This is a genomic window from Thermodesulfobacterium sp. (assembly GCF_030445475.1).
GTDB classification, from domain to species: domain Bacteria; phylum Desulfobacterota; class Thermodesulfobacteria; order Thermodesulfobacteriales; family Thermodesulfobacteriaceae; genus Thermodesulfobacterium; species Thermodesulfobacterium commune.
In genome coordinates, this window is the sequence record NZ_JASUTP010000016.1 from 1 (window position 1) to 25969 (window position 25969).

The following is a 25969-nucleotide window of genomic DNA, read 5'->3' on the forward strand; positions in this document are numbered from 1 at the left end:
ATCCACCTCTACCGGACTGCAAAGGTCGTTGTCATATGCCCTGACCCTTAACTTACCATCAGGTTTTACATCTACCGCTGAAACCCTTCCTCCCCTTATTACCTTGGCTCCAAGTTGTTTGGTAGAAACATAAAACTCTTCGAAATCCTTTCCTGCAGTCCTCACGTCTATGAAGAAAAGATATAGGTCTATGTCTGGATACTTCTCTTTGAGAATCTTGGCATGCTTAAACATATACATACAACAAACCTTTGAACAATAACTGTGATGTCTTTCATCTCTGCTTCCTACACAAGAGATGAAGGCTAATTTTTTGGGCTTTTGCCCGTCAGAAAGTCTTTTAAGCTGCCCTTCCGTAGGCCCTGTAGCAGAAATAAGTCTTTCAAACTCAAGGGCAGTAAGAACATCAGGACAATTAGGGGAGTATTCCTTAAAATGATGTTTGTCCATAACCTTAAACCCTGTAGCCAGTATTACAGCCCCTACCTTTACCTTGATAAACTCATCCTTGTCCTCATAGTTGATCGCCCCCGCCGGACAACCCTCGATGTTCTTGCTAGGTATACCCTTCTGACAGATCTGACAGGCTGTCTTACCTGTCTTTCTCAAAGTCTTAAAATACAAACAGTTGTCTGCGTCTATCACCGCCTTCTTAGGCACTGCCTGTGGAAACTCTATGTAAATGGCTGGTCTTTTATCCAAACCAAGGTTAAACTCGTTTGGAGCCTTGGAAGGACAAATGTTCATACAGTGACCACAACCTGTGCACTTATCCCAGTCTACATATCTGGCTTTTTTCCTGATGGTAACCTCAAAGTTTCCTACATAACCCTTAACATCTTCTACCTCGGCATAGGTGATAAGTTCGATGTTAGGATGCTGGGCAACCTCAACCATCTTTGGGGTTAAGATACAAGCTGAACAGTCCATCGTAGGAAAGGTCTTGTCAAGCTTGGCCATAACCCCACCGATAGAAGGCTGTTTTTCTACCAGATAAACCTTTAAACCTATCGTTGCCAGGTCTAAAGCAGCAAAAATACCTGCGATCCCACCACCTACCACCAAAACAGACTTTTCTGCATCCTGAAAGCGGTCTTCTAAAGGTTCAGCCAATCTTACCTTAGCCACCGCACTGGCAACAAGCCTTTTAGCCTTTTTGGTAGCCCCCTCTTTATCATGCCAATGAGCCCAGCTATCCTGGTCTCTGATGTTAGCCATCTCGCAAAAATATTTGTTCAAACCAGTTGACTCTACCGCTGCCCTGAAAATAGGCTCATGAGTTCTTGGAGTACAAGCAGCAACCACAACCCTGTCAACCAGCCCTTCTTTAATATCATTCTTGATCAACTCTTGCCCAGGGTCAGAACACATAAACTGATAGTCCCTCACAACCACTACATCAGGTAAGGTCTTAGCAAACTCTACTACTTCCTGGATATTAACCGCACCCTTAATGTTTTCTCCACAATGACATACATATACACCTACCTTAGGCATTTTACCCCTCCTTTTGATAATAGTATTATTTTTAAGTTAAGTTTTTATTACAATTTCAATACTAAGTCAAATAGATTTTTTCAATATAAAATATACGTTTTATTTGCAATAAGTAATAAAAATTTATATTTAAAAAATAAATAAAATTTGTCTTGATATATTAAATTTTGTCAATAAAAAATATATTTTGAATAAGTTAACCCTTTTACGATTTCATCTTTACAGAAAAATTTTTGGTGTTTATAATAGATTCCAAACAAAAGACCAAAGCGGAGGAAGGATAGATGGCTACGATAGGTTTTATCGGCGGGGGAATGATGGCAGAGGCTATCATCAAAGGATTGTTAGACAAAGGACTTTTTAGTCCAGAAAACATTTTTGTTTCTGAACCAGTGGCAGAAAGACGCGAATACCTGAGCTCTACCTATAAAGTCCACACCGTAGACCAAAATGAAAAGGTTTTAAAAGGTTGTGCAAAAATAATTTTGGCGGTAAAACCCCAGGTAATGAAAAAAGTTTTGGAAGAGATAAAAGAACATATCGATATAGAAAAACATCTTTTAATTACCATCGCTGCAGGACTTCCGATCAGTTTTTACGAAAAATTATTACCTCAAGGGACAAGACTCATCAGGGTTATGCCGAATACCTGTGCCATCGTGCATAAAAGCATAAGTGCTTTAACCAAGGGAAGCTTTGCTACTGAAGAGGACTTAACTTCGGCAGAAAAGCTTTTTTCTGCCATAGGTGAAACGGTGGTGGTAGGAGAAGAGCTGATTGATGCAGTAACTGCTCTTTCAGGAAGTGGACCTGCTTATGTAGCTTTGTTTATAGAGTCTTTAGTAGACGGAGGGGTAAGAGCAGGTTTGCCAAGGCCTCTGGCAGAAAAGCTGGCCCTGGCAACTGTTGTAGGCTCGGTAGAAATGATGAAAAAACTAAAAAAGAACCCCTATGAAATCAAAGCCATGGTAACCTCTCCTGCCGGAACCACCATAACCGCTTTAGAGGTTTTTTACCAAAAGGGATTTCCTGGAACAGTAATCGAGGCCATATATAAGGCTTACCTAAGAAGTAAAGAACTAAGCGAAGCTTTCAGTTAAGGGCTTCCATAACCTGTTGATGAAAATAATGCCTAAAATCCCTTATTTTTAGGTTGTCCCTGGTAGGATGCACCCTGTTTGACAAAAGTACGATGATAATTCCCTGGTCAAAGTCTATCAAAAAGGAGGTCCCGGTAAAACCGGTGTGTCTCAAAGTATTAGGAGAAATTTTATCCTTCAAAATTTCTTTTTCCTTAGGATTGGGCAACATAAAACCTAAGGCATATTCAGAATTTTTTTCCCTAAAATTTACAAAAGTTCTTAAATGCTCAGAAAAAACCGATTCCTCTTGTTGATAAGCCTTTAGCAAAAATTCTAAAACATCAAGAACTCCGTAGATGTTACCAAATAGCCCTGCTACCCCAGAAACCCCACCCAAAGCCCGGGTGTTTTCGTCTTCAACAACTCCTCTCAATAGTTTTTTACCCCAGGGGCAAACAGAGGTAGGGGCTATATATTCCTGGTCTATTCCTTTTTTTAGAGGATTAAAACCTATAAAAGACTTTTTTCCTAAAGAAATTCTTTTTTTAGCCTGTTCAAAGATTTTTTCTAAAGGTTCTCCAGATAAGTTTTCTAAGAGATAGGTTAACATAAAGTAACCAAGGTCTGAATATAAGCTTTTCTCCCCAGGAGTATATTCCAAAGGCATTTCTTCTATTTTTCTTATTATATATTCTAAGGGCTTTTCTGGTCTTTTTTCTAAAATTTCCTGATAAAAAGGGTACCATGCTTTGAGACCTGAGGTATGGTTAAAAAAACGATAAACGGGAATTTCAGAAAGAGGAGGTTTAAGGTCCAGGTAATTTTTTACAGGAGAAAAAAGGTCTGCTATCTTGGAGTTTTTAGCTAAACAATCTAAAAATCCCAACACCAAGGCTAAAGGCTTGGTAAGGGAGGCAAGGTCAAAGATGGTGTTTTCTTCTACAGGTTCGGTATATGGGGTTAAAGCCTGATAACCAGCCCCAACTATGTATCGCCTCTGTTGATAGTAAACCCCTGCAACTGCACCAGGGAAAACCTCTTTTTTTACCCCTTCGTTTAAAAGCTCAAAGAGTCTGTTCAGGATTTTCATGTTTTTCTTCAACCTTTTTCTGCAGTTTTCTTATCTCAAGTTTTAGCTTTATCATCTGGGTAATCGAAACCATAATTCCAAAAAGTACCCCTAAAATAAAACTTATGATGATGACTAAGGCTAAAGGGATGTTTTCCAAAGTAACCCCAGGGAAAATATGTAGATTAACCTTTGGGTCTATGTTAAAAACTACAAAGAAAACCAACAACAATATCAAAACCAACCAGAGTATCAACCTAAGAAACATCCATAACCTCCTTTAAAAGTTCTTTAACCCTTTCCAAGGAAATATGATAAGTTTTCTTACAAAATTCACAGGTAACAGAGACAGGCTTTCCTTCTTTTAAAAAACCCTCAAGTTCTCCTCTTCCCATGGCTATCAAAACCTCTTCTACCCTTTTTTCAGAACAGGTACATCTCCAGGCTAAAGGCCTTTTTTCTAATATTTGAAGGTTTGGGAAAATCATCTGTAAAATCTCTTCTGGGGTTTTACCTGAAGATAAAAGTGAGGTAACAGGAGGGAAATTTTTAAGTTTAGCCTCTATTTCTTCTAATTCAGACTCGGTTGCCTCTGGCAGTTTTTGGACCAAAAAACCACCTGCAGCAAGGATGGTTCCGTCTCTATCAACCAAAACCCCCAAACTTACGGCAGATGGGATTTGTTCAGAAACGGTTAAATAATAAGCCAAGTCTTCGGCAATTTCTCCTGAAATCAGTTCTACAGACCCATAATAAGGCTCTTTCAACCCTAAATCTTTTACCACAGAGATAAAACCTTTTTTTCCAACCGCAAGCCCAACAGGAAGTTTTCGGTTGATAGGGTCTATATAAACGTGAGGATTTTGTACCGTTCCCCTTAAAAATCCCTGATAATCACCTTCTGCTAAAATCTCACCGAGTGGACCGTCTCCCTTGATCTGCAAAAGGACCTTACCTATCTTCAGGTCAGCAGAAAGTAAAGCCACCCCTGCTAAAGCCCTTCCCAACGCAGCTGAAGCCACAGGGCTTAACCCTTGCAGACGACGAGCTTCCTCTACTATCTCTTTACAACAAACCGCATAGACCCTAAAATTTTTATCTACAGGTAACCCTCTAACCAAATAAGCCATGTTTCTTTTTTAGCTCCTCCATCTCTTGAATTATTTTTACAGCAGAAGTGGGGTCTATCAAGTTGGCAACCCCTATTTGAAAGGCTTTAGCACCGCAAACCAAGTATTCTAAAGCATCCTTTCCAGAAAGGATGCCTCCGCTACCTATGATAGGGAGTTTAACCTTTTGGGCAAGTTCGTATACCAACCTTAAGGTTAAAGGTTTTATGGCAGGACCTGAGAGACCTCCTTTGATAACCTTTAAAGGTGCTAAACCTATCACCCCTAAAGCAGGATAAGTATTGGCTACTACTAAAGCATCTACCCCTTCTTTTTCACAGATTTCGGCTATTTCATAAACTGGACCTACAGGAGAAAGCTTTACTGCTAAAAACCTTTCCCAAACCTTTCTGACCTCTTTTACCAGGGTTTTAACCCCCTTTGGGTCAGAGGAAAAGGCTATACCACCCTTCTTAACGTTAGGGCATGAGATGTTAAGCTCTATACCATCTACCTTTTCTTCCTTAAAACCTTCAGCAAGGGCTACAAAGTCCTCTACTTCCTCTCCGTGAAGGTTAATGATGAGTGGCACCTCGTAAGAAAGAAGCTTAGGGAGATAGTCTTTTTTAAAGACCTCTAAACCCGGGTTTTCAAGCCCTATGGAATTGATCAATCCACAAGGAGTTTCATAAAGACGAGGAGGGGGGTTGCCTTTCTTAGGAAAACGAGAGATTCCTTTAGAAACAAAAGCACCTATGTTAGATTTAATTTCTTCCTTAGTAAGATAGAGGTCTAAGTTTTCTCCAAGGCCCCAGGTACCTGAAGCCAGCATTAGAGGTGTTTTAAGTTCGAGATTTCTGATTTTAAGATAGGGCCTCAAAGTCAATCTCCTCTGCTAAAAGAGTAGGGCCCTCTATACAAAGATGAGCATAATTTCCGTTTTTAAGCGGAATTACACAGCCTTTACAAAAACCTGTACCACAAGAAAGAAAGGTTTCCATAGTAAGATAGGCCTTTACCCCAAAACTTTGGGCTATTTTTGCTACTGCTTTTAACATAGGCAAAGGACCACAGGAAAGCACGTCTACCTTGTTTTTTTCTAAATACTTTATCAAAGGTTCGGTAATCAACCCTTTATAGCCTTGTGAGCCGTCTTCTGTAGCTATCTCTACCTTAGTACCGATACCCTCTAAAAAGGGATAACAAACCAGGTCTTCTGCTGTACGAGCCCCATAAAAAATTTTCTTGGGTAACACATAGGGATGGGTTTTTCTTTTTATGCTTTCTAAAAGATAGATAAAACCTGCTATTCCTATGCCTCCTGCACAGATTACATAGTTTTCAAGCTTAGGAAAGGGTTTCCCAAGGGGACCTAAAAACTCAATCTTATTTCCTGGTTGAACCAAAGACAAAGCTTTGGTCCCTTTTCCCACCACCTGGTAAAGCACGTAAAAACTATTCTTTTTTACATCATGTATGGTAAAAGGCCTGGGAATAAGAGGGTCAATCCTTTCGTTAATTTTGATCTTGACAAATTGCCCTGGGTTAAAACTAAAGATTATATCTAAATCTGTTTTTACCCTCAAAAGATAAACGTTCTGAGAAAGAGGAAGATTTTTTATAACCTCGCCTTGATACATGTTAAAAAATTTCCTCTAAAAAGGAAAGAGATTTTTTGTCTCTAAATTTTTCTCTTAGTTCTTGTAAAACTTCTCTAAAACTTTTTTCTTCTGTTACATGGGTCCGATAAAGTGTACCTACCCAGGATCTAAGGTCTTTTTCCTCAGGGAGGACAGGTAACTCGTCTACATCTACGTTAGAAAGAATATAAGGAGGCACTTCTTCTACTTTTCCGTCCTTATAATCCTTTAAAAACTTTAAAAGGTCAAAAAGGTTACCATATAGTCCCCCCATATCTATGTTTTCAGCTAATTGTAAAGCCAGGGTCCCAACATAAAACAAAAAAGGAGGCAAAGATGCCTCTCCCTGTTCACAGCTTTTGGTTGAAGCCATTATCCTGCACATAAGAGGACGATAAGGATAAACCATACAAAGCCCTTTTTCGTCTAAAAAAGGACACGTAGACAAATGAGGGGGATAATCCTCTAAAGGGGGCTCTGTACCTTGAAGATAGCAAAGGAGGGTCTGGTTATGGGTAATCTTTGGCCTTGGATAATTTTGGAGATGCGAGACCCTGGTTAAAACCTCGGGACTAATCTTTTCTAACAGATGGTAAGCCTCTAAAGAAGTAGCATAAATACGCTGTGTGCAGCAAAGGTTACAACCTGGTTTACAAAAAAGATCCCAGGCTTGATAGGTGTTTTCTAAGTGTTCATAAAGTTTTTTCAATAATTCTAATTTGGTAGCAACCTCAAAATCTAAGAAAACGTTAATCTTTAGAACCTCCTAATCTATTTATTTTAAATTTTATACAGATTTTGTTAAAACACAACTACTAGACAACCTAAAAAAAGCTTAAAAAAGATAAAAAAAATAATTTTTACGCTTTTAAAACCCAAAAATCTTTAAAAAGAACTTTTTTTAAAATTTTACTTGACTTTTGCCAATTTTTTGGTATTTTTCTTATAAAACCTTTTAAAAAAATCTTTGCCATGTCAAAACAGTATAAATCTAAAATATTTCAAAATCCTTTTTTAGCCATATTATGGATCGTTTGTTGTTTTTTTCTTTTTGGTGCCTATCAAGTTGATGCAAAAACCAAAACTACCTCTAAAAAACCTTCAAAAACTAAAAAAGTAGCCTTGGTAAAAACTCCCAAAACTTCTAATAAAGTCATTACCTATAAAGTCCAAAAAGGAGACACCCTTTACGGCATTGCCAAAAAGTTTGGGATCTCGGTAGAAGACCTTAAAAGAATTAATCAGCTTAAAAATCATCAATTAAAACCTGGACAAACCATAAAGATTGTTGCTACCCAACCTATCTCAGAAGCAAAAACCGCTCCTTCCTCAAAAAACTTAATACAAACCTCCTTACCCGAAAGTCCTTCTGTTTATGTAGTAAAAAAGGGAGATACCCTTTTTAGCATCGCTAAAAAGTTTGGAGTCTCAGTAGAAGAACTAAAAAGAATAAACCAGCTATCAGACCATTCTTTAAAGGTAGGACAATCGTTGATAGTAAAAATTCCTTCTAACAAACCTATAGAATTTTTAGAACAAAAAACTGTAGAAAGTTCCCAACAAGAGGTTTCACAAAAAGTGGATTCACAACCACCACAGATTATCTCCCCAGAGGTTGACTCACCAAGGGTTATCTCAACTGAGGTTGTCTCTGCTACTCCCAAGAAGGTAGGACAAAAAGAGAAAATTCAATGGATAACCTATAAGGTAAAAAAGGGGGACACCCTTTTTAGCATCGCTAAAAAGTTTGGAGTTTCGGTAGAAGAACTAAAAAGAATTAATCATCTAAGTCATACTAAATTAAGAGTAGGCAAGGTAATTAAGGTAAAAGAAAAAAGGGTTTTAGTCCAGGAAAAAGTTAACCTACCCAAGATAGAAGCTCCTTCAGGCACAGGTTTTATCTGGCATAAGGTTAAAGAAGGAGAAACTTTATACAACATCTCTTTAAGGTATGGTATACCTATCGAGGATATTAAAAAACTAAACAACCTTGAAGACAACGTAATCTTTGTGGGGCAGGCCTTAAAGATCCCCACCTATGATGATGAACCTTTTGTGTTAGAAAACCCTGCGGTTGCCTTTCAAGAAAAAACAAAATCTCACAGCTTTTCTGATTTCTTTTTAAACAGATCTTTCTTAGACCAAGAGGATGAAAAACGATTGCAAGACAAGTTTATTGAGATAGCCAAACAATATGAGGATTATCGTTATAAGTTAGGAGGTAATGGCAACGGATATATGGACTGTTCTATGTTTGTAAAAAAGGTGTTTGAGAGTTTAGGAATAGCACTTCCGAGAACCTCAAGAGAACAGTTTTGGATAGGGGTTTCCGTGTCTAAAGATGAACTTATTCCCGGGGATTTACTATTCTTTGCTAAAAACAGAAGGCCTGAGAGTATAAACCATGTAGGTATTTACATAGGAAACAACCGTTTTATGCATTTTTCCTCTACTAAAAAGGGGCTTGCTGTAGATTCCTTAGACAGCAACTATTTCAGAAACCGGTTCGTTGGGGCCAAAAGGGTACTTAAAAACTCTGTCTTGTTCAACCTTTCCTCTTTTTCTGAAGATATAGGGTCTTAAACCAGGTTGCATTTTTAAGGATTTGTTTTACATTAAAACTCATGGAGAATCAAGATAAAGTGATCAGTCTTGAAGATTGGATAGACCTTTTTTGGCAATTTCAAGAAGAAGACATAAAATATTTTCAAAACCTTGTATCTACCCAAAAGTCATTTGAACCTGAAGAGATCTTGAAAAACATAAAAGAACGGGTCAATATGCGAAAAGTTTTTTACCAGTTTTACAAACACCTTTCGAAAAAAGATTTTTCTTCAGATCCCTCAGGAGAAATAGAGCAAAAATTAAGTGCTCTTTTCTATCGAGAAGAAATGATTACCAGGATGATAAACAAAGTTTTAGAACTTCTTTCTATAATGGTAGGGGTTGAAGAACAAAAAATACTTTTTGAAGTCCCGATAAACCCTCCTGTTTTTCATTAAAAATTCACCTGAGGTTTACACATGTTAAAAGAAAGAGAGATTTTAGAAAAAGCTAAAAGTGTGTTAGAAACTGAAAAATTAGGGATAGAAGAAGTTATAAAGAATCTTGATAGCTCCTTTGTAAAAGCGGTAGATATCATCTTACAAACTAAAGGAAGAATAGTAGTTACAGGGGTAGGAAAAAGTGGTATTATAGGAAGGAAAATTGCAGCTACCCTTTCTTCTACCGGAACTCCGGCTTTCTTTCTTCATCCTGTAGAGGCTTTACATGGAGACCTTGGGATGGTAACCCCTGAAGATGTGGTCCTTGCCCTTTCTTATTCAGGGAATACCCTTGAGGTTTGTGAGTTGGTAGCCATACTAAAAAAAAGAAACATAAAAATCATCAGTATTACAGGAAATTTAGATAGCCGGTTAGCCCAGCTTTCAGACGTGGTGATTAACGGAAGGGTACCCAAAGAGGCTTGTCCCTTTAACTTAGCTCCTACCACCAGCACTACCGCTTGTTTAGCCTTAGGTGATGCCCTAGCTATTTGCCTGTTTGAAATCAAGGGCTTAGGGTCTGAAGATTTCAGGAAAAATCATCCTGGAGGTTCTTTAGGGGAAAGGCTTAAGGTTAAGGTTAAAGAAATAATGCTTACCGGTGAAAACATTCCTAAGGTATTACAAGGTACCTTTTTAAAGGAAGCCATAAAAGAAATAGATCAAAAAAGGCTGGGATGCGTGTTAGTCGTAAACCAATTTAATGCTCTTACAGGTATCATCACCGACGGAGATTTAAGAAGGATTTTTTTAAAGTATGGCTCTATAGATAATCTTAAAGTAGAAGAAGTAATGACCAAAAACCCTAAAACCATACAAGAAAATGCCTTAGCTTACGAAGCCTTAGAAATGATGGAAAAACATCTGATTACGGTTTTACCGGTTGTGGACTTTGACGGAAAACTTACCGGGATTTTACATCTTCACGACATTTTAGGAAAGGGAACTTTTAAATTTACGGTGTAAAGTTTCTATCAAATAATTCAGGTTTTCCTCTAAAGGTTTTGTGGCATCTAATTTTACGTGATTAAACCAAGGAAGGATTTTTAAGTAGTTTTCTCTTACTTTGGTTAAAAACTCGGTTTTTTCAAAAAACGTAAGGTTGTCTCTGGTAGAGTTAAGCCTCTTTAAGGCCTCTTCTATCGTTAGGTCTAAGTAAACTACCAAATCTGGTAAAGGAGCGATGGTCTCGTTTTCTATAAAAAGGCTTTTTAAGTCAAACCCTTGAGCTCCTTGATAAGATAAAGTAGAAAGATAATATCTGTCTAAAACTATCCAGGCCCCTTCCTTAAGCTTAGGTAAAATAAAATTTTTTACGTTCCATTCCCGGTCTTTCAAAAAAAGTTGTTTAATCTCTAACGGATGTGCCTTTTTTTGTTGCAGCTTTTCGCGCAAAACTTTACCATAAGGGCCTTGAGAAGTAGGTTCGCATCCCCAAAAAACTGAAACTCCCTGAACCTCTAAAGCCTTTACCAAAAGCTTACTAATGGAGGTTTTACCTGCTCCATCTATTCCCTCAAAAACTATCAACTTACCCTTTCTTTTGAACTCTACTTTTAGTCTTTCTTCCAAAAAGTCCCGGTTGTCAGGGGTTACTTCACACCTTAAAGCTGGTTCAAAGGAAAAAACCTTTTTTAAAAAAGGTGTTTCTCCTTTGCCTACGGTTGCAAGTAAAAAACAAGAAGAACCTAAGAGCTTTTCTATAAAATGACAAAAACTCTTAGATAAAGCCTCCATCTTTCCTACTTCATCTATCACCCAAAAAACCTGAGCCCCGTCTATCAAATCTTTCTTATACTCTTCCAGAAGTGTTTCTAACCCCTCTAAAAACACCGCATATTTTCCTACAGTATGGTAAGTGTTTATAGACTCTGAGGGATTAACAAGGTCTTTTCTTTTGGCAAGGAGAAATTCTTTAGAAAGAAAAGGATCGATGATTTTAAAACCTTTTCTCTTGCTGTTTTCTCTGATTTCTTTGGTAAAAAAACCTCTTATTTTAAACGGAAGGTTTATTTCTGATAAATGTTTAGTCAACTTTTCGACTAAGGTAGTTTTGCCTACTCCAGGATCACCGGTGACAAAAAGTTTTGACCTTGGACCTTGTAAAAACATGAAACACTACGACTTTTTAGACTTTTTGATAGGTTTTGAAGATAAAAGGACGTAGGTTGCCCCTAACCCTCCATCACAAGGTCTGGCAGAACAAAAAGCCATAACATATTTTCTAAAAGGTCCCCTTTCAAGCCATTCTTTAACCTTGGTCTTTAGCACCGGCTCTTTTTTAGAAGAAAGGCCTCTTCCGTGGATGATAAGCACGCAATTATCACCGTTTATAATGGCCTCCCTCAAAAACTCTTCGAACGCGATTTTGGCCTCCTCTACAAACATCCCTCTCAAGTTTAAGGTTTTTTTAACAGAAAACCTCCCTTCTCTTAATTCATACACTAAACTTTTGTAAGTCTTGGAAAAACCACCTTCTATGTATTCTGAAGTGAGCCAAACCTTAAGGTCTATTCTTTTAGGAGGCCAATCCTTTTTAAGGTCCCAGAATGGTTTTTTAGGAGTAAAAAACCAAAGAAAGTTTTTTTTCTTAAGAGGTTTGGCCTTTTTAACTACCTCAGACCAGTCCCTTTCTTCACAAACAGAGGGTTTTTCTAAAAATAAAGGATCGTTTAACTTTAACTTTTTTCGGGGAATACTTATACCAAAGTATTCCCCGAGTGCTTCAAAAGGACGCTGCATAACCTTACTTTTTTAATCCTTTTTCAAAAACTCTTTCGCATTTTTTGGCAGCTGCCTCTGCCTTTTGTGCAGCTTCTTCAGCTTTGTTTGCCGCTTCTATTGCTTTTTGAGAAGCTTGCTTGGCCTCTGCTGTATCAACCTTGAGGTTGTCAACTTGAGACTTAAGACTTTCTACCTGAAGCTTTAAAGCTTTTAACTCATCCTCTACCTTCTTTACACACTCTGGACAAGCTGGTGGTTGTGGTGCAGGTTGAGCTACTGCCTTCTCTGGAGCTTCGATAGGGCAGCTACAACCAAAAGCTAACAACCCAGCAGAAACGATACCTAAAAAGTTAACCCATCTCTTTTTCATAACTTACCCCCCTTTTTAACGAGATTTTAGCCTTTAATACAACCTATAGGTATTAACTTGGCTACCTTTTTGGTAAGACCTGCCTTGCAGGTAGCCTCGATTACCTCGTTAACATCCTTATAAGCCTCTGGTGCTTCCTCACATAACCCTTTTTTAGATTTAGCCATTACTATGATACCCTTTTTCCTTAGATTTTCTATTATTTGGTCTGCCCTAAAAGTTTTAATAGCTTGATTTCTACTCATCGTCCTTCCTGCTCCGTGACAGGCAGAACCAAAGGCTTTTTCTTCTCCTTCTTCGGTGCCGACCAAAATGTAAGAGGCTGTCCCCATAGAACCACCGATGATAACAGGCTGACCTACCTTTTGATACTCCTTAGGCAACTCTTTTCTCCCGGGACCCCAGGCTCTCGTAGCTCCTTTACGATGGACATAAAGTTTTTTTAGTTTACCGTTTATCAGATGGTGCTCCACTTTACAGGTATTATGACTAACATCATAAAGTACTTTAAGGAATATCCCTGGGAATATTTCTTGAAAAACCTCTCTTACTAAATGGGTAATCACCTGACGGTTGGCTAAAGCACAGTTTATCCCGCAAACCATGGCTTTAAAATAGCTTTCTCCTTCAGGAGAGTCGATAGGGGCACAAACCAACTCTTTTTCTTTGATAGGGATACCATATTTCCTTGCAGCCTTGGCTAAAACAGGAAGATAATCGGTAGCGATTTGATGCCCCAAAGCCCGAGAACCACAATGAAAGGTAACTACCACCTGGTTTTTAAAAAGACCAAACACCTCAGCTACTTCCTGATTATAGATCTCAGAGACATATTGAATCTCTAAATAATGATTCCCTGAGCCTAAGGTCCCTATTTGTCTGTGTTGTCTCTTTTTGGCTTCCATAGACACAAAGCTGGGGTCAGCTCCAGGCATACAACCTTTTTCCTCTATATACTCCAAATCTTCTGGAATCCCATACCCCTTTTTTACCGCCCACTTAGCCCCCTCAACTAAGACCTCATCTAATTGAGAGGGGGAAAGCTTTATAGTTCCCTCCGAACCTACCCCTGAAGGAACGGTTTCAAAAAGCATCTTTACCAAAGTTTCTAAATGAGGAATTACTTCGTTTTTTTCTAAGGGAGTAAGAAGAGTTCTAACCCCGCAGGAGATATCGTATCCCACCCCACCGACAGAGATGATACCTCCTTCTTCAGGGTCAAAGGCAGCAACCCCTCCGATAGGGAAACCCATATCCCCAATGAGCATCTGGCATGGCGATAGAAGCCTTCACAATACCAGGAAGACTTGCTACATTACAGACCTGCTCATAGACCTTTTCATCCATTTCTTCAACTAACTTCTGACTGGCAAAAATTTTTCCAGGAACTTTCATATCACCTACAGGAGAAATTTCCCACTCGTATTCTGAAATTCTTTTTAATTTCTTAAGCTCCATAGTCCCTAACTACCAAAAGTAAATTTCGTATTAATATTTAAACTATTTTTATTTTAAAACTTACCGGTATAAAAGTCAAGCACACGCATTAGCCCTAATTTGCCGATAAAAATTTACAACCTATGAAAAATTTCTTCTTTTTGAATACTAAGATGAATTTGGTTCACAAAGCGGTATCTCTAGTAAGAAGGTTCTTACTTTGCAGGGATAGATACAATTAATAACTGTAGATTTTCTACCAAAACAATCTTTAATCTATCTTATAGAACTTTACAATTTCTACAAGATTTTCAGATGTAAGAGTATTTATTTTAAAATATTTACCAGAAAGCCATTCTGCAATTTTTAGTGCCATATCTATTTTTATAAATTTATTTTTCTTTTCTGTATCAACGACTACAAAATCGACTTTAGGTATATTTTTCAGTGTAGAACAGATTTTCCTGACTTCTTCAAATAAAGTGATAGAGGATTTTTCAGCGATAGGAACGTTAGCTTTGCCATCTGTGACGAGAATCATCAAAAAACGGGCTTCTGGTTCTTTTAAAGATGTTCTTTTTATCAACTTATATGCTTCCATAAGCCCTGCTGAAAGTGGTGTTTTACCTCCTGTGGGAATTTGTTTTAGTCTTTTTAAAGCAAGGTCATGAGAAGAGGTTGGGGGGAGAACTACCTCTGCACGGTCTTTTCTGAAAACAATCATCGCAACTTTATCTCTTTTCTGATAGCAATCCATAAGAAGAGACAGTATTGCTCCTTTTGTTTGTATCATCCTTTGCTCAACACCCATAGAACCAGAAGCATCCACAACAAATATAACAATATGGCTCATCTTTCTCTCTTTTTCTTTATATCTTAGATCCTGATCTTTTATGATAAGCTTATCTTTTCTACCTCTTACTTTTTGAAATGGGGCTGCTGCTCTAAGTGTTGCAGAAATGGCAATATCCTCTCTTTTTTGCATTAAACTTCTAACAAATCTTCCTCCTCTACCTTTTATTTTTGTTTTTGTTCTTCTTCCAAAAACTTCTCTCAAAATTCTATCCTTTTTTAATAAAATTCTTTTTACTTTAAAGCTGTCACCAACTGGAAAAACTTCCTCTTTTTCACTTGATGGCCTTTCCTGAGGACTTCCTTGCTCGGAAAATTGAGTTGATGAAGTATGTTTTGGTTTATTTTCTTTGTTTCCTCTTTCCTCTGTATTTTCCTTTCTTTTCTGCTCTTGTTCTTTCTCTTCTGTTTGAGGATTCTCAACCTGCCTTTTTCTGTGAATAAAAACAAGAGGAGCAACCCTATCAACATGTTCTTTTCGGATTTCTTTTTCTTCCTTATAAGCTGCATAGGCCTTTGAGGCATACATTAAAAATATATCAGCCCTATGTCCTGAAACAGCTTCTTTTAGCGTTAATTCGGCTATGTATTCTTTTATTTCATCTGAAAGTCTGAGTTGTTTGATAAATTCCTTTGACTTTAAAATTCTTTCTATTAACTGAAAATCCTTATTTTGATCTGCACAGTCGAGATTAAGTTTTACGATCTCTATCCTTTTATTTTTATCTTTAATTTCATCCATAATCACGCACATACCAAATCTATCAAGAAAATGAGCTGAAAAATCTCCTTCCTCTGGGTTCATCGTTGCAAGAATCTGAAATTTAGCTGGCTCTTTTAGTGTAATTCCTTCTCTTTCAATGATATTTTCCCCTCTTGATTGGACTTCAAAAATCAGGGAGAGTATATCATTAGGGAAAAGGTTTATATCTTCAATCATAAGAAATCCCCCGTGTGCCTTTGAAACAAGTCCTTTTTGATAAATTCTTCTACCTTGCTTAACTGTCTCTTCAATATCAATTCCGCCTAAAACTGCCTCTTCAGTAGAATTCATGGGAAGTTCAACAAAAGGAATATTAAGAGCCTGAACAATATTTTTGAAAGCTTTTAAGAGGGTGGACTTGCCTGTTCCTCTCTTACCAACTAATAGAAGTCCACCACAGTCTGGCAGTATTGCATTTAAAATCAGAGCAAGTTTTGCCTGTTCTTGGTCTACAAAATCTGAAAAAGTCATTCTATATTCGTGTAATAACTTCGTTAAGCTTTTCCAGTTCTGTTGAGATTTCTTCAAAAGGTAGTCTTTTAAGCCTGTGTTTTAAAGCTAAAGGCGCAATTTTTTTAATATCATCTGGAATAATCTCTTTTCTTTCATTATACGCTGCATGAGCACGGGCAGCTTTTAACATCACTATGTCTGCTCTATGACCATCAAGATTTAATTGAGAAGTAATCTCAACAACTTTAGAGAGAGCGTCTTCAGTAATTTTTACGTTTTTAAGATTCTCTTTTGCCTTTATGATCCTTGCGGCAAGGCTTTGTTGATGAGGTTCCCATTTTTTTAAAAAACCTTCAGGATCATCATCAAATTCGGCTTTTCTTTTAAGTACTTCAACTCTTAAACTCTTTTCTTTTAATGAATTAACAAAAACACACAGTCCAAATCTGTCGAGAAGTTGTGGACGGAGTTCTCCTTCTTCAGGGTTCATGGTTCCAACAAGAATAAATCTTGCAGGATGAACAAAGGAGATCCCCTCCCTTTCGACCGTGTTTACTCCCATCGCTGCAGAATCCAAGAGTAAATCCACAATGTGATCTTCTAAAAGATTCACTTCATCAATATAAAGAAAGTTTCTGTTGGCCTCTGCAAGAATACCTGGCTCAAAGCGTTTTTCGCCTTTTTTTATTGCATGCTCAATATCAAGGCTCCCAACAACCCTGTCTTCGGTTACTCCAAGTGGAAGCTCAACCACTCTCATCTTCTTTTTTTCAAACTCTAATGTTTCGTTATTTTTAATTTTTTCTAAACAATCACTGCAAAAAGGCCCTTCCGGGGAACAGTTGAATCTACAACCCTTAACCACTTCTATCTCAGGAAGTAAATCAGCCAAAGCACGAACAGTTGTTGATTTAGCAGTTCCTTTTTCACCCATAATAAGTACTCCACCGATGCTTGGGTCGATCACATTAAGAATTAATGCAAGCTTCATCTCTTCCTGATCGACAATAGCAGTAAATGGAAATATCATTTTATTACCTCTCTCATTTTATTTTTCCAGAACTCTACCTCTTCTGCTGTTATAACATCAATTGAACCTCCTTGAAAATCCCCTTTAATATCTCCCATTTTTTCTTCTATCCAGCCTTCAATTTCAAGATAAAATACCTTCAAGACCTCTTTTACATCCTCGGAAGGATTCCACAATCCGCGCTCCATCGCCTCAATAAGTCTTCTGGCAATCTCTTCCATCGCCCATGGATTATGTTCCTCAAAAAATTTTCTATTTTCCTCGTTCATGATAAATGTTCTTGCTATGTCATCAAATATCCAGTCATCAACTTCTTTAGTTGTTGCTTCCCAACCATAGACTCTTCCTATTCTTTTTGAAATATCCCCAGCACCTTTATATCCGTGTCTCTTCATTCCCTCAATCCATTTTGGATTTAGAAGCTTTGTCCTTACCACACGTCTTATCTCATCAGAAAGTGTTCTTACCTCTACATGGTCAGGATTTCTTGTATCTCCATAGTAGGTTTTTACCTCCTTACCACTTAAATGCCTTGCTGCAGCTGTCATTCCTCCATAAGTTCCAAAATAACTGCAACATCCCAAAAGATCGTACTCGTCTGATACTACTTTATTGTAAGTAATATCAACGCTTTTTAAAATCTGGGCAAACTCTTTATGCTTGCTTTCACCCCAGATTCCCTTTCCGTAGGCATATCCATTCCAGTAAAGAAATACTTCCGCAAGGTCTTTTTCTTCTTTCCATGCCGAAGCATAAACAGCAAGCTGAGTCCCTGCTTGATAGGTACCAGGCATTGAGCAGAAAACTCTTAATGTTGCTGAACGAAAGTCAACTTCATTTTGAGCAATTAACTCTAAAGTATGCTTGCGAACAAAATTCATATCCAATGGCTCATCTAAAGAGGCAACTACTTGTATGGCCTCATCTATAAGTTCGATGCACATCGGGAAATTGTCTCTTGTAATACCTGAGACCCTGATGGTGACATCAATGCGGGGTCTACCAAGCTCATTTAAAGGAATTATTTCAAACCCTTTGACCCTTCCATTGGAAAGCCATATAGGCTTTACTCCTAAAAGATACATAATCTGACCCATACCCTCTCCATCTGCCCACATGATGTCTGAGCACTGCCAATAAATAGCAACATTTTCTGGATATCTCCCCTCTTCAGTAACATGCTTTTCAATAAGTTTTTCAGTAAGTCTTTTACCAATCTCAAAGGCAGTTTTTGTAGGAACTCTGTGGGGATCAAGGCTGTAAAAGTTTCTCCCTGTAGGTAAAACATCATCCCTTCCACGGGCTATCAATCCTGAAGGACCTGGAGGAATATACCCTCCAGAAAGTCCATGAAGTAAAGATTCTATCTCACGTGATTCCTCAATCTTTCTGTTAATTTCAAGAATTTTTTCCTTTATTGCCTTCCATTCTGGTCTTTGCCAGTCAATCTTCTTTAAAATTTCCATCAGTTAACCTCCTGAAACAAAACTTTTTTTATCACTTCTTTGCCTATCCTGTCTATCTCTTCTAAAATTGCACCGTAGGATTTGCCTTTTTCAGGATCAAAACCCTGAGGATTCGAAACAAGATCTGAAAGCTCGTATCCAAGTAATTTTGCGATCTCTTTTCTCAGTGAAACTTCACTTCCTGCATCGTATCTTAGAATTGAATAAATAAAATCAATCCTTCTTTCTGCCTCTGGAACCCTGCCAAAAACATGCATACCATCCTGGATCTGGGTATTTCTAATAAGCGAAAGCTTTGCATGCGCTTCTTCCACAATTTTCTCAAAGGGTATCTGATGCAGCTCATCATGGCTTAACTCTGAAAGTGAAATCTTCTTGCCCTGCCATAAAACTTTTATCTCTCTGTCAAGCTTTGATTTGGTAATCGCATGTATTATCAAGTGTTCAAGAACATGAAGCCTTGCAGGTTCTTTTTTCTTTGCCTCTTCATACTCACCAAGGAGTCTGTCAAGCTCTAAAAGTTCATCGTAAAGTCCTCCTTCCGTAAGGACAGTCTGCATGTGATCAACAAGAACTGCCAGAGAGCGTCTCTTGGCGATGGTACCCTCAGGTGGATTGTCGGCATTGTAAATATAAAGGTGAGGCATTGTATCAATACCAATGTCAGGAAAACAGGCTTGAGAAAGGGCAACCCCTTTACCTGGCAAAAATTCAAGATTTCCATGAGTGCCTACATGAACTACTGCATGAGCTTTAAACTCACGGGAAAGCCACTTATACGTTGCCACATACTGATGAGGTGGTGGTGTATCGGGATCGTGAAGTATTCTACAGACCTGTCCATCGCATCTTGCTCCTGCACATCCTCTTTTTGGTTGAACCATAACCAAAACATTTCCAAATCTAAGCCCTGTGATTACGATTTTTCCATCGTAAACCATTGCAGGAGGTATTTCATTTTTGTGTTCCCCTGGAGGCTCTCCCCATGCCTCAATCATTTTTAAACGGGTCTTGGGAGGAAGTTCATTGAACCATTCAAGATATTTTTCCTTATCAACTAAAGCAATAACACCACCTTTTTCAACGATTTCTTCAACAGTTGTCCATCTGAACTCTGAAATTGCCTTTTTACTCATTATCTCATCTATCAAGGCTTTTCCGTTCTCAGGTGGATCAACATTGTAGCCAGATTCTTTCATCTTTTTCATAATCTCAACTACACTTTCAATGCTGTCAAGATAAGCAGCTGAGCCAACCGTTGCTTCAACAGAGGCACATGGGTTGTTGTGAAGTATAAAGGCAACCCTTCTTTCATGGGCAGGAGTTTTTTTAAGCTCAACCCATCGAGAAATCCTTTCTACAAGTTTTTTCACCCTTTCTCTTATTGGGACTTTTATCCTTTCATCTTCAGAGCCTTCTTTTTGCGCAGAAATAATAACTGGCTCAATGACTCCTTCAAACTCAGGAAGCGCAATAGACCAACCAATATCAAGATTTAAATCTTCCTTTTCCCATTCTTCAATTGTTTTATAATAAGAAGAGACGGGTGAAATAACCGGCACATTAAGCCTTTTCAGAATCTCAACTCCATCTGCGGCTACTTCAGTGTTATCTATTGTCTTTTCTCTGTTAGTTCCCAAGAAAAAGGAGATAAGCTTCACCATAATATCAATTCTTGGTGTACCATGCTCATCAAAGAACCAATCTAATATTACCTCTCCGCTACCCTTTGTTCCTAAAGCATTATCCTTTACAGAATAGGCAAACGCTGAGATTACATTAAATCCCTTTGCCTCAAGCTCTTCAATAAGCAAATCCTCAACCTCGGTATTACCGTTTATCCAGTAATGCCTCGAAAAAAGTATTCCAACTGTGGGATTTTTTCCGTATGTATGAGGTTTGTATCTTTGATACCAGCTGAGATATTCCTCAACATCAGTAAAAATGATTTCTGCCCTTGGGTGATATAGCCCTTCCCATGGAATTTCTTCGGGTTCATCATAAAGAATATTTAAACCGGTGAGCTCATTAGCAAGAAAGAGAAATAGATTTTTAATATTTTTTTCCCCATTTATCACGAGATATTTATATGCTTTATGCACAATCTTATGGTCTACATTGGAAAGCATCCAGTAAGAAGGATCATGCCCAAGGCATACTATTTTTGCTTTTAAACCCTCTTTCTTTATTGTTTTTTCTATCTCTTCCCAAACTGGTTCTGTTGAACGATAAAGAAATAAAATATCAGCATCTTTAATCTCTTTCAAGACTTCATCAAGCCTCTCAGGTTTTGAGTCAAGGACTCTTGCTGAGTAGACTTTTATCTTAAACTCTTTAATACTTTTTGATGCTCTTAAAACTGCATTGTAATAGCTCTGCCAAACGATGGAAACTATTTTGAGCATTTTAATCCTCCTACAAAACAGGACATATTATACTTCGTCCGTTAATCTGAGTTTTTCTTACCTCAACATCATAAACTCTTTTAATCAAATCCTCTGTAAGAACTTCTTCAGGACTTCCTTCTGCTACCTTGGTTCCTGAGTTAATTACAACCACCTTATCAGAAAAAATACCTGCCAGATTTGGATCGTGTAGGGTCATAACAACAGTCAATTTTCTCTGTCCTGCAATTTCCTTGATTTTTTTAAGCAGAGTTATCTGATTTCTAAAATCAAGATGTGAGGTCGGCTCATCAAGTAACATCACAGGAGCATTCTGGCAAAGAGCTCTTGCAATCAAGGTAAGCTGTCTCTCTCCACCACTTATTTTTGTGTAGGGCACATCTCTTAAATGTTCAATTCCAGCTATTTTTAAAGCCTCTTCAGCCATTTCATAATCTCTTTTACCAGGAGATGAAAAAACTCCAACATAGCTTGCTCTGCCCATCAAAACCACATCAAAAACTGAATAGGGAAAAGGAGGTTCATGCTCCTGAGGAACCACCGAAAAAATCCTTGCCCTTTTTCTGAAAGAAAGCTTATCTACAGAAACACCATCAACCATAACCTCGCCTTTATGAGGTTTCCACAGTCCGATTATGCATTTAAAAAGTGTGGTTTTCCCTGAACCATTTGGGCCAAGAATTGTGGTAATGCTACCATCCAGAGCATCAAAACTTACACCCTTTAAAACTTCCCTTCCGGTTGTTTTATGCTTGAAATAAATATTTTTTACGCTAAGCATCACTTACCCCAGGCTTCTTGACCCCCATGTTTCATAAGGTATAGGAAAAATGGTGCACCAGTAAGGGCTGTTACTATTCCTACAGGTATGTCAAAACTTGTAAGAGTTCTTGAAATAGTATCGGCAGCAATCATGAAGGCAGCACCTGCACAAAGAGAAAGTGGAACAAGGCTTCTATGGTCAGGCCCTGTAAGCATTCTTACCAGATGAGGCACGATAAGACCAACCCATCCTATGATCCCACAAAGAGATGTAGCCACAGCTACAGCAAAAGTTGAAAAGCCTATGAAAAGTAGTCTCTCCCTCTTTATGTTTACTCCCAGTGCCTTAGCCTCCTCTTCTCCCATACTCATTACATTAAGCCTCCATCGCATTAAAAAAATAGGCAAAACTCCAAAAAAAACTCCAGCTGCTCCAATTTTTACAGCTTTCCAGTCGGCAAGAGAGAAACTTCCCATAAGCCAGTAAACGATGCTCTGAAGTTTGTGAGGGTCAACAAGAAATTTGACTATTGAAACCATTGCTGTAAAAAAGGCTGAAACTATCACTCCAGAAAGAATAAGAGGGAGACGGGACACCTCCCCCTGCACCCTCGCAACTGTATAAGCAATGACTACGGCAAGCACGGCAAATAAAAAAGCCATAATCTGAACAGGAAGCACACTCAAAAATCCGATAGTCAGGGCACATCCAAAGGCAGCACCTGCTGAAATCCCGAGGATAAATGGATCAACCAGAGGATTTCTGAATATACCCTGAAGGGTTACTCCTGAAACTGAAAGTGAGGCACCTACACATCCGGCAAGGATCACTCTCGGAAGTCTTATGTCAATAATTATTGCCTTTTCAGGTATATCTCCGATTTCAAAGATATGAAATGTCTCATTCAAAAGAATCTTTAAAACCATGAATGGCGTAATCTCGTAGGCACCAAGAAAAAGAGCAATCCAAGAGACAAGTAAAGGAGAAAAAATTATCATTATCGCTTTAATACCCTTCATACCGCTTCACTTTATAGTAAGATATTCCAAACACTTTTTTGTAAAAATCATCAGCTATCTTTTCAAAGTTAATGTCCCTAAAATACTCAGGATAAATCTTCATAGCCATGTAAAGAGCAATTGGTGCTAGTCTTGGCGACCATGTTGACCACCTTGGAAGCTTGTAGACTTTACGGTTTTTTACTGCCTTTATGAACCTCCACTGGGAATTATGGTAGAGCCAGGATTCATCATATCCTGCAGAACCCCAGATGAATATTACATCCGGATTCCACTCAATTATTTTTTCTACTGAAACATCAACATTTCTTTGCATGATTGTGCCTGCAGGATTAATTGCTCCTGCAATTTTTATTAAATCATTAATAACTCCCAATACTCCTGAAACCCTTGTTGGAGTTCCTCCAAGATGGATTACCTTTTTTCTCTTATCTGAGGGTATTTTACTTACTCTGTCTTCAATAAGTTTGAATATTCTGTTCATTTCTTTTATTACTTCTTCTGTTTTCTTTTCTTTACCGAAAATCTTTCCGTGCATTCTCATATCCCGGTAAAGCTCTGTAAGACTTTCAGGATATATTCCAATTACTTTTATTCCCTTTTGTTCAAGAAATCTTATTGTATTAGGATTGTATGTCCATGTAATTACTACATCAGGATTAAGTTTCAACACAGCCTCCACATTTACATCACTTCCAGCACCAACTAAAGGTTTCTTAAGTGCAGGATTCTCATTTACAAATGCTTTATACAAACCGCAGTTTTCCTCTGCCCAGCGAGACACACCTACAACCTGATCCCATAAATTCAATGCAGGTATAAGCTCATATGAAATGACAACTACTGCTCTTTTAACAGGGACTTTAAGACTTACCTTTCTTCCAAGCTTGTCAGTTATAGTTATGGTAGAGGCATGAACTACCCCTACCATTAAAAATGTTGTTAATATTACTAAAACTTTAAAGTAAGCTCGGCGAACCATGACCTTCCCGGTGCTCTGTAGTATTGATAGTATTTTCTGTCAAATATGTTATCAACTGAGAAGCTAAGCTTTGCAAACTTAGTTATCTGATATGCAATTCTTCCATCAACGACAAAGTATGGATCATAGGAACCATAAACATTTTTTTCTTTGTCTGAATTGTCATCATTACCATACCACTTATCAACATATCTACCAATGATAAATACTTGAAAACCGGATTTCTCAAACTCAGCTCCTATATTTGCCTTCCATAATGGAGTATATGTCAATCTGCAACCTACAGTTTCTGGCTTTGCCTCATTTTCTTTGATCTCAGAATCTGTATAGGTGAAATTTACGAAAACTCTAAACCAATTTTCAAATTTCTGCTCAAGCTCAAACTCAACTCCACGAGATTCAGCTTTTCCAACATTGACATACTCCTGCCGGGTATATGATCCAATTTTAACAGTTTTACGATAAATTAAGTCTTTCATGTAGTTTTCAAAATATATCAGGGATACCTTTGCACCTTTCCAGAGTTTCTGCTCAACTCCAATATCCCATGAGGTAACTTTTTCAGGGTCTAAATCAGGATTGGAAACGTAGATGGTTGACCTAGAAGTCCATGTTCTGTAAAGCTCATATACTGTTGGTGGTCTAAATGCCTTTCCAATCGAGCCACGAAGGGTTGTAATAGCAAAGGGTTTATAAACAAGAGCAAATTTCGGACTAAAAGAAGAAGCGGTCTTTGATGGATACTCCTTTGGATATCCAGCTTTACCAACATCATTAGCATATCCATCATAGGTTTTCCACCAATCCTGCCTGAATCCAATATAAGCAGTAAGATTATTAAGAAGCATTATCTCATCCTGAATGAAGAAAGAGTAGGTCTTATCCTTCCCCTTTGATTCATATTTTAAGGTTGTTGTTAAGTTTTCGTCCTTCCAGTTTTTGAGATATTTTTCTTTTGTATTTGCATATCCGTGTCTGAAAGAACCACCAAAGGTAAGAATCTGATTGTTGAATAGTGGAACACTAAACTGCAGGTCTGCCATGTAAGCTTTTGCTGGAGTATTTGATACATAGCATGAAGTTGAAGTACAGCTACCATCCAACTTTGCACCAGAACTTGTTGTTACATACCAATCTTTTTCTGTGTCAAGGTATGAAAGATTTAGCTTCATCTTTAAGTCTTTAAAAAGAGAGGTCTCAAAACTCAGGGCATAGGTATTCTGAATTCTTCCTCCAGCACCATTAAGGAATGAGTTTTCTGTAACAGATCCGTAAGACCAAACTGGATTTCCTGCGGCATTTCTCAAGTAAGTATGAGGATCATCGTAGTTATACTCATAACGATTTCTCATAAATGAAATATTTATCTTCGTATCCTTTGTAAACTCATACTGTGCCTTAATTGTTATTCCATCATCCCACCACCTATTATCTCCCTTATCACCAATTAAATAGGCAGTTTTACCCTCTTTCGTGGAGGTTACCTCATATCCGGTAATTCCTACTGGTGGCTTTGTTGTCTGGACATTCAAATCAGTGGGATATCCATTTGTTCCCTGCCAGCCATAGCTTAAAAATATGCTAAATTTGCCCCAAAGTTTATCTCCATAAGAAATATAAACTCTTCTTAAGTCATCCATTGCCTCTCCGCGGTCCCAGCTTGAGCCATATCCTGTTTTAAAGGTAAATTCTCTCTTTTCAGGCATCTTTGTGATAAAGTTTACAACACCACCCATCGCATAACCACCATATAGAGAGGAAAAAGGTCCTTTTACAACCTCAACTCTTTCAAGGTCTTCAGGAAAGTATCCGCCCATTTTTACATTTCCAGTATAGGGATTATTTAGAACAACTCCATCAATCATAATCAAAGTTCTTTTTTGTTCAGGAATTCCTCTTAGAGTAATAAAAGAACGTGTATCCATCAAGCCCTTGCCCCTTCTTACCATGACCCCAGGGATATCATTAAGTGTTTGATCAATTGTTTTTGGAGCTTTAAGCTCGATCTTTTCCTTTGTAACAACATTTACAGAAGCTGGAGCAGATCCCACCTCTTTCTCAGTTCTCGTTGCAGTTACCACAATCTCCTCAAGCTTTGTCTCTTTTTCTTCAGCAAAAGAAGGAATAAAAGCTGTTAAAATCCACATCAAAACAAATAAAAACTTAACACAAAATCGAAAAATCATGTCTCTACCTCCTAAAACTTTTATTTTATAGCTATTTTTTAAAATAATCTTAAAATTTTCACAAATTATTTTATATGT

General features: G+C 37.9%; 22 protein-coding genes and 1 pseudogene. 4 read left to right on the forward strand and 19 right to left on the reverse strand.

The annotated features are described in order from the left end of the window. Positions 1 to 1497, reverse strand: a 1497-nt coding sequence (locus PWP26_RS05665; protein ID WP_287568498.1) for a CoB--CoM heterodisulfide reductase iron-sulfur subunit A family protein, incomplete at its 3' end; no start/stop codon positions are given. A 284-nt stretch (positions 1498 to 1781) separates the two neighbouring features. Between PWP26_RS05665 and proC the strand changes: the two genes are divergently transcribed. Then, complete coding sequence (proC, locus tag PWP26_RS05670; protein ID WP_038062007.1) at positions 1782 to 2597, forward strand: pyrroline-5-carboxylate reductase; 816 nt, start codon at positions 1782 to 1784, stop codon at positions 2595 to 2597. Here proC and PWP26_RS05675 read toward each other — a convergent pair. From PWP26_RS05675 to PWP26_RS05700, 6 genes are read right to left on the reverse strand one after another with little or no spacing between them, the layout of a single operon-like run. Further along, on the reverse strand, positions 2590 to 3669 hold the full coding sequence (locus tag PWP26_RS05675) for a serine hydrolase (protein ID WP_038062004.1): 1080 nt from the start codon (positions 3667 to 3669) through the stop codon (positions 2590 to 2592). The genes proC and PWP26_RS05675 overlap by 8 nt on opposite strands. Then, complete coding sequence (locus PWP26_RS05680; RefSeq protein WP_028843164.1) at positions 3644 to 3916, reverse strand: lipopolysaccharide assembly protein LapA domain-containing protein; 273 nt, start codon at positions 3914 to 3916, stop codon at positions 3644 to 3646. Before PWP26_RS05680 ends, PWP26_RS05675 begins: the two co-directional genes overlap by 26 nt. Further along, entirely contained in the window at positions 3906 to 4778 is an 873-nt protein-coding gene (hslO, locus tag PWP26_RS05685) for an Hsp33 family molecular chaperone HslO (protein ID WP_038062002.1), read from the reverse strand. Before hslO ends, PWP26_RS05680 begins: the two co-directional genes overlap by 11 nt. Further along, positions 4762 to 5637, reverse strand: a complete 876-nt coding sequence (locus PWP26_RS05690) for a dihydroorotate dehydrogenase (protein WP_301399188.1) — start codon at positions 5635 to 5637, stop codon at positions 4762 to 4764. Before PWP26_RS05690 ends, hslO begins: the two co-directional genes overlap by 17 nt. Next, positions 5621 to 6397, reverse strand: a complete 777-nt coding sequence (locus tag PWP26_RS05695) for a dihydroorotate dehydrogenase electron transfer subunit (protein WP_301399190.1) — start codon at positions 6395 to 6397, stop codon at positions 5621 to 5623. The genes PWP26_RS05690 and PWP26_RS05695 overlap by 17 nt, the downstream gene beginning before the upstream one ends. Before the next feature lies 1 nt (position 6398). After that, positions 6399 to 7106, reverse strand: a complete 708-nt coding sequence (locus PWP26_RS05700) for a YkgJ family cysteine cluster protein (protein WP_301399193.1) — start codon at positions 7104 to 7106, stop codon at positions 6399 to 6401. Positions 7107 to 7369: 263 nt separating this feature from the next. Here PWP26_RS05700 and PWP26_RS05705 point away from each other — a divergent pair, with 263 nt between their 5' ends. Genes PWP26_RS05705 through PWP26_RS05715 form a run of 3 tightly spaced genes read left to right on the forward strand, consistent with a single transcriptional unit; the run spans position 7370 to position 10407 of the window. Further along, positions 7370 to 8980, forward strand: a complete 1611-nt coding sequence (locus tag PWP26_RS05705; protein WP_301399195.1) for a LysM peptidoglycan-binding domain-containing protein — start codon at positions 7370 to 7372, stop codon at positions 8978 to 8980. A gap of 41 nt (positions 8981 to 9021) precedes the next feature. Then, positions 9022 to 9399, forward strand: coding sequence for a hypothetical protein (locus PWP26_RS05710; protein ID WP_038061994.1), 378 nt, complete (start codon positions 9022 to 9024; stop codon positions 9397 to 9399). A 21-nt stretch (positions 9400 to 9420) separates the two neighbouring features. Next, on the forward strand, positions 9421 to 10407 hold the full coding sequence (locus PWP26_RS05715; RefSeq protein ID WP_038061991.1) for an SIS domain-containing protein: 987 nt from the start codon (positions 9421 to 9423) through the stop codon (positions 10405 to 10407). Here PWP26_RS05715 and tmk read toward each other — a convergent pair. The 12 genes and pseudogenes from tmk to PWP26_RS05780 form a co-directional block, all read right to left on the reverse strand. Continuing rightward, complete coding sequence (gene tmk, locus PWP26_RS05720; protein WP_301399199.1) at positions 10375 to 11553, reverse strand: dTMP kinase; 1179 nt, start codon at positions 11551 to 11553, stop codon at positions 10375 to 10377. The two genes, PWP26_RS05715 and tmk, sit on opposite strands and share 33 nt — an antisense overlap. A 6-nt stretch (positions 11554 to 11559) precedes the next feature. After that, the gene (locus PWP26_RS05725; protein ID WP_301399200.1) at positions 11560 to 12183 is read right to left on the reverse strand and encodes a Smr/MutS family protein; all 624 of its coding nucleotides are present in this window, start codon (positions 12181 to 12183) and stop codon (positions 11560 to 11562) included. A gap of 4 nt (positions 12184 to 12187) precedes the next feature. Next, on the reverse strand, positions 12188 to 12535 hold the full coding sequence (locus PWP26_RS05730) for an alanine-zipper protein (protein WP_287568506.1): 348 nt from the start codon (positions 12533 to 12535) through the stop codon (positions 12188 to 12190). Positions 12536 to 12561: 26 nt separating this feature from the next. After that, positions 12562 to 13993 (reverse strand): annotated as a pseudogene (locus tag PWP26_RS05735) (RtcB family protein). Positions 13994 to 14243: 250 nt separating this feature from the next. After that, positions 14244 to 16058, reverse strand: coding sequence for a VWA domain-containing protein (locus tag PWP26_RS05745; RefSeq protein ID WP_038061987.1), 1815 nt, complete (start codon positions 16056 to 16058; stop codon positions 14244 to 14246). Between the two features lies 1 nt (position 16059). Further along, positions 16060 to 17070, reverse strand: a complete 1011-nt coding sequence (locus PWP26_RS05750; RefSeq protein WP_022855300.1) for an ATP-binding protein — start codon at positions 17068 to 17070, stop codon at positions 16060 to 16062. Continuing rightward, positions 17067 to 18536, reverse strand: coding sequence for a cobaltochelatase subunit CobN (locus PWP26_RS05755; RefSeq protein WP_200870706.1), 1470 nt, complete (start codon positions 18534 to 18536; stop codon positions 17067 to 17069). The genes PWP26_RS05750 and PWP26_RS05755 overlap by 4 nt, the downstream gene beginning before the upstream one ends. Further along, entirely contained in the window at positions 18536 to 20941 is a 2406-nt protein-coding gene (locus tag PWP26_RS05760) for a cobaltochelatase subunit CobN (protein WP_200870705.1), read from the reverse strand. Before PWP26_RS05760 ends, PWP26_RS05755 begins: the two co-directional genes overlap by 1 nt. A gap of 10 nt (positions 20942 to 20951) precedes the next feature. Then, positions 20952 to 21722, reverse strand: a complete 771-nt coding sequence (locus tag PWP26_RS05765) for an ABC transporter ATP-binding protein (RefSeq protein WP_022855299.1) — start codon at positions 21720 to 21722, stop codon at positions 20952 to 20954. Next, complete coding sequence (locus PWP26_RS05770; protein ID WP_028843044.1) at positions 21722 to 22723, reverse strand: iron ABC transporter permease; 1002 nt, start codon at positions 22721 to 22723, stop codon at positions 21722 to 21724. Before PWP26_RS05770 ends, PWP26_RS05765 begins: the two co-directional genes overlap by 1 nt. Continuing rightward, complete coding sequence (locus PWP26_RS05775; protein WP_028843057.1) at positions 22710 to 23705, reverse strand: ABC transporter substrate-binding protein; 996 nt, start codon at positions 23703 to 23705, stop codon at positions 22710 to 22712. Before PWP26_RS05775 ends, PWP26_RS05770 begins: the two co-directional genes overlap by 14 nt. Then, positions 23675 to 25891, reverse strand: a complete 2217-nt coding sequence (locus tag PWP26_RS05780; protein WP_301399210.1) for a TonB-dependent receptor — start codon at positions 25889 to 25891, stop codon at positions 23675 to 23677. The genes PWP26_RS05775 and PWP26_RS05780 overlap by 31 nt, the downstream gene beginning before the upstream one ends. Positions 25892 to 25969: the final 78 nt, after the last annotated feature.

Excerpts from the sequence above, each read along its gene's own strand:
- proC (WP_038062007.1), top strand. The coding sequence starts at position 1,782 with ATGGCTACGATAGGTTTTATCGGCGGGGGAATGATGGCAGAGGCTATC.
- PWP26_RS05675 (WP_038062004.1), bottom strand. The coding sequence starts at position 3,669 with ATGAAAATCCTGAACAGACTCTTTGAGCTTTTAAACGAAGGGGTAAAA.
- PWP26_RS05680 (WP_028843164.1), bottom strand. The coding sequence starts at position 3,916 with ATGTTTCTTAGGTTGATACTCTGGTTGGTTTTGATATTGTTGTTGGTT.
- hslO (WP_038062002.1), bottom strand. The coding sequence starts at position 4,778 with ATGGCTTATTTGGTTAGAGGGTTACCTGTAGATAAAAATTTTAGGGTC.
- PWP26_RS05695 (WP_301399190.1), bottom strand. The coding sequence starts at position 6,397 with ATGTATCAAGGCGAGGTTATAAAAAATCTTCCTCTTTCTCAGAACGTT.
- PWP26_RS05705 (WP_301399195.1), top strand. The coding sequence starts at position 7,370 with ATGTCAAAACAGTATAAATCTAAAATATTTCAAAATCCTTTTTTAGCC.
- PWP26_RS05710 (WP_038061994.1), top strand. The coding sequence starts at position 9,022 with ATGGAGAATCAAGATAAAGTGATCAGTCTTGAAGATTGGATAGACCTT.
- PWP26_RS05715 (WP_038061991.1), top strand. The coding sequence starts at position 9,421 with ATGTTAAAAGAAAGAGAGATTTTAGAAAAAGCTAAAAGTGTGTTAGAA.
- tmk (WP_301399199.1), bottom strand. The coding sequence starts at position 11,553 with ATGTTTTTACAAGGTCCAAGGTCAAAACTTTTTGTCACCGGTGATCCT.
- PWP26_RS05725 (WP_301399200.1), bottom strand. The coding sequence starts at position 12,183 with ATGCAGCGTCCTTTTGAAGCACTCGGGGAATACTTTGGTATAAGTATT.
- PWP26_RS05730 (WP_287568506.1), bottom strand. The coding sequence starts at position 12,535 with ATGAAAAAGAGATGGGTTAACTTTTTAGGTATCGTTTCTGCTGGGTTG.
- PWP26_RS05745 (WP_038061987.1), bottom strand. The coding sequence starts at position 16,058 with ATGACTTTTTCAGATTTTGTAGACCAAGAACAGGCAAAACTTGCTCTG.
- PWP26_RS05750 (WP_022855300.1), bottom strand. The coding sequence starts at position 17,070 with ATGATATTTCCATTTACTGCTATTGTCGATCAGGAAGAGATGAAGCTT.
- PWP26_RS05755 (WP_200870706.1), bottom strand. The coding sequence starts at position 18,536 with ATGGAAATTTTAAAGAAGATTGACTGGCAAAGACCAGAATGGAAGGCA.
- PWP26_RS05760 (WP_200870705.1), bottom strand. The coding sequence starts at position 20,941 with ATGCTCAAAATAGTTTCCATCGTTTGGCAGAGCTATTACAATGCAGTT.
- PWP26_RS05765 (WP_022855299.1), bottom strand. The coding sequence starts at position 21,722 with ATGCTTAGCGTAAAAAATATTTATTTCAAGCATAAAACAACCGGAAGG.
- PWP26_RS05770 (WP_028843044.1), bottom strand. The coding sequence starts at position 22,723 with ATGAAGGGTATTAAAGCGATAATGATAATTTTTTCTCCTTTACTTGTC.
- PWP26_RS05775 (WP_028843057.1), bottom strand. The coding sequence starts at position 23,705 with ATGGTTCGCCGAGCTTACTTTAAAGTTTTAGTAATATTAACAACATTT.
- PWP26_RS05780 (WP_301399210.1), bottom strand. The coding sequence starts at position 25,891 with ATGATTTTTCGATTTTGTGTTAAGTTTTTATTTGTTTTGATGTGGATT.